Here is a 2,466-nt window from a genome sequence, read left to right as displayed (position 1 = left end):
GCGGGCATCGTGAAAAATCTATGGCAAAGAAAGCCTTATGTTCTCATAACTGACGATTAAATCGCACCTTCCTTAAGCGATTATGGAATGGAGCAGCAGGCTTCGATTATTGCCGATTATCACTATTTAAAAACATACGGTGAGAATGCTTTTTTTAAACTTAAAGACAGGGAGTTGATTGGGGTTATTGATGAAAATACTCTTTCAAAGTATGAACCTTTAATTTTGAGTGCAGGATTACCATTGTGAAAAAATACTTTATTATCGCATTCTCGATACTATTGACAGGATGTCCTGGCGGTGATCGAATAAATTTGTATCCGGCTCGTTAGGAAATGAGAAATAGTGAGCTTTGCGTCTTTGTTGATAAGCAGAATCTTATTGCGAAAGAATATATTGTCGATTTGAAAATTTGGCATTACGCCAGTCAATCATTTGTTTGTGAAAAATCCTATGCGATGCGCCCGATAACGCTGGAAGCGGGAAAATGTATCCCTGATGTCGGTCATTTCGCGTTCGTTCCGGGCCAAAAATACAGTGTGATGATCAACACCCCCCTGCATGTGTATGAGGCACGTTTTGATAAGCCTTTATAGCGGTTCTTTTTCTGTTCACTTTCACCATGGTAAATACTTATTTAATTCGATTAAGACGTCAAATTTATCAAAGATCTTCCATTTAAACAGTTTATAAAACTGTTATTGTCACTGTTTCTAGAATAAATGGCGTGAGCTGGTGGCGCCGGAGGTGTCGTTTACGCCCTGTTTTTATTGTTGTATAACGGAAATGATTAGCACTAAAACTATCGCCAGATAATAAGAATGAACAGCAGAAAATAAAGGGTAAGGTAATGTCAGACGAGAGAATCTCCGCAAAAGTTAGAAATGTTCAGTCATCTGCAATCAGGGAATTATTAAAACACAGCAAAATGGAAGGAGTCATCTCTCTCGGTGGCGGCATTCCTAATCCTGATTTATTCGATCGTGAAGGTTTACAGATGGCGATGGACAAAGTCTTGTCCGAGTCATGGAAAGATGCATTTCAGTATGGTCTGAGTGAAGGTAGCCCTGAACTGCGGGAAGCCATCTGCCAGCTTTCGGCGCAGCGCCAGATCACCTGCACTACTGACGAAGTGGTGATTACCTCTGGCTCTCAGCAGTCGCTGGACATGCTCGCCCGTGTGCTGATTAACCCAGGCGATGTTATCGTGGTTGAAAGACCCACCTATCTGGCGGCATTACAGTGCTTCCAGCTGGCTGAAGCCCGTCTCGCCTCGGTGGGAACGGATGGCGAAGGGATGAAGGTCGATGAGCTTGAAGCGCTGGTGAAAACCACCACCATTAAAGCCGTGTATGTCGTACCGACCTTCGGTAATCCGGGTGGCGTAACCCTCTCTGACGAGCGCCGTCAGAAGCTGGTTGAACTGTCGAAGCGCTATAACTTCGTGATCATTGAAGACGACCCCTATAGCGAAATTAACTTTACCGACAAACAGTTCAAGCCGTTAACCGCCTGGGCACAAGAGATTGATAACAGCGATAACGTTATTTATACCTCGACGTTTTCCAAAATTCTCGCGCCGGGCGCGCGCGTCGGCTGGGTGATTGCGCCGGAATGGATTAAAAAACAGATCGTTACTCTGAAACAGGCAACTGACCTGCACACCAGCTCCCTCTCGCAGTCACTGACGTATCACTACCTGCAAACGGGCCGCCTGCCGGCACAGCTCAAAATGATCCGCGCCTCGTATAAAGAGAAATGTGACACTCTCTGCGGGTTGATTGAGTCTGAACTGGGCGAGCATCTGAGCTTCCACCGTCCGCAGGGCGGCATGTTCCTGTGGGCAAAATTTAAGTATGAGAAAAACACCACTGACTGGCTGCAGCAGACGCTGGCGAAAGGGGTTGTCTATGTGCCGGGTGAGTTCTTCTACGCTGACCATCCTGAGCAGTCGACCCTGCGCATGTCTTATGTGTCGGTGACCGAAGCCAACCTTAAAGAAGCCGTTGCCCGTCTGAAAGCCTCGCTGTAAGACGCTGGCGAAAAAAAACCATGTATCCCAGTTGGGATACATGGTGAGTAAAGGGTTTATTTCCATCATTGCTGACAAAACTTTATTTGCCCGCGCAATAATATGAAAATACACCAACCATCTAATGCTTCGAGATTACTTCTACATGGTTGTAAAAGTATTCTCGTATAATGTATTTACGCTCAGCTAGCGTCAAATTCAAAAGTTGAATCGCATGATTCAAAAAATAATTAAATAACGCCTTTAATACTCTTCAGCTCACCAATGAATTGTGGGGCATGATGTGTTTTTAGCTTTAAGTGCTTAATTTATGGCGTGTTACGCGTATCTTTAGTCATGCATTGTCATATTAAAAAAAGAATAATTAAGTCCGGTAAACCCCCGGCTTTGCCGGGGGACTCCGAAAGGTTTGACCTTTAAGTCAGTCGCGCGAA

General features: G+C 44.9%; 3 protein-coding genes. All 3 read left to right on the top strand.

The genetic code is table 11. The features are described from left to right. The first annotated feature begins 87 nt into the window (after positions 1-87). The 3 genes from ACSZO4_RS25335 (at position 88) to ACSZO4_RS25325 (ending at position 2,032) form a co-directional block, all read left to right on the top strand. Complete coding sequence (locus ACSZO4_RS25335; RefSeq protein WP_437891848.1) at positions 88-249, top strand: hypothetical protein; 162 nt, start codon at positions 88-90, stop codon at positions 247-249. Between the two features lie 86 nt (positions 250-335). Next, complete coding sequence (locus ACSZO4_RS25330; RefSeq protein ID WP_437891847.1) at positions 336-596, top strand: putative T6SS immunity periplasmic lipoprotein; 261 nt, start codon at positions 336-338, stop codon at positions 594-596. Positions 597-850: 254 nt separating this feature from the next. Then, positions 851-2,032, top strand: coding sequence for a PLP-dependent aminotransferase family protein (locus ACSZO4_RS25325; protein ID WP_437891846.1), 1,182 nt, complete (start codon positions 851-853; stop codon positions 2,030-2,032). The last annotated feature ends 434 nt before the right edge of the window (positions 2,033-2,466 follow it).

Origin of the sequence: Phytobacter sp. V91 (assembly GCF_965644225.1) — a bacterium.
Taxonomy (GTDB): Bacteria; Pseudomonadota; Gammaproteobacteria; order Enterobacterales; family Enterobacteriaceae; genus CBFFRJ01.
The sequence above is the reverse complement of the archived record's forward strand: the minus strand, read 5'-3'. Positions and strand labels throughout refer to the sequence as shown.

Coding starts and splice junctions, on each gene's coding strand:
- ACSZO4_RS25325 (WP_437891846.1), top strand. CDS start 851: ATGTCAGACGAGAGAATCTCCGCAAAAGTTAGAAATGTTCAGTCATCT.
- ACSZO4_RS25330 (WP_437891847.1), top strand. CDS start 336: ATGAGAAATAGTGAGCTTTGCGTCTTTGTTGATAAGCAGAATCTTATT.
- ACSZO4_RS25335 (WP_437891848.1), top strand. CDS start 88: ATGGAGCAGCAGGCTTCGATTATTGCCGATTATCACTATTTAAAAACA.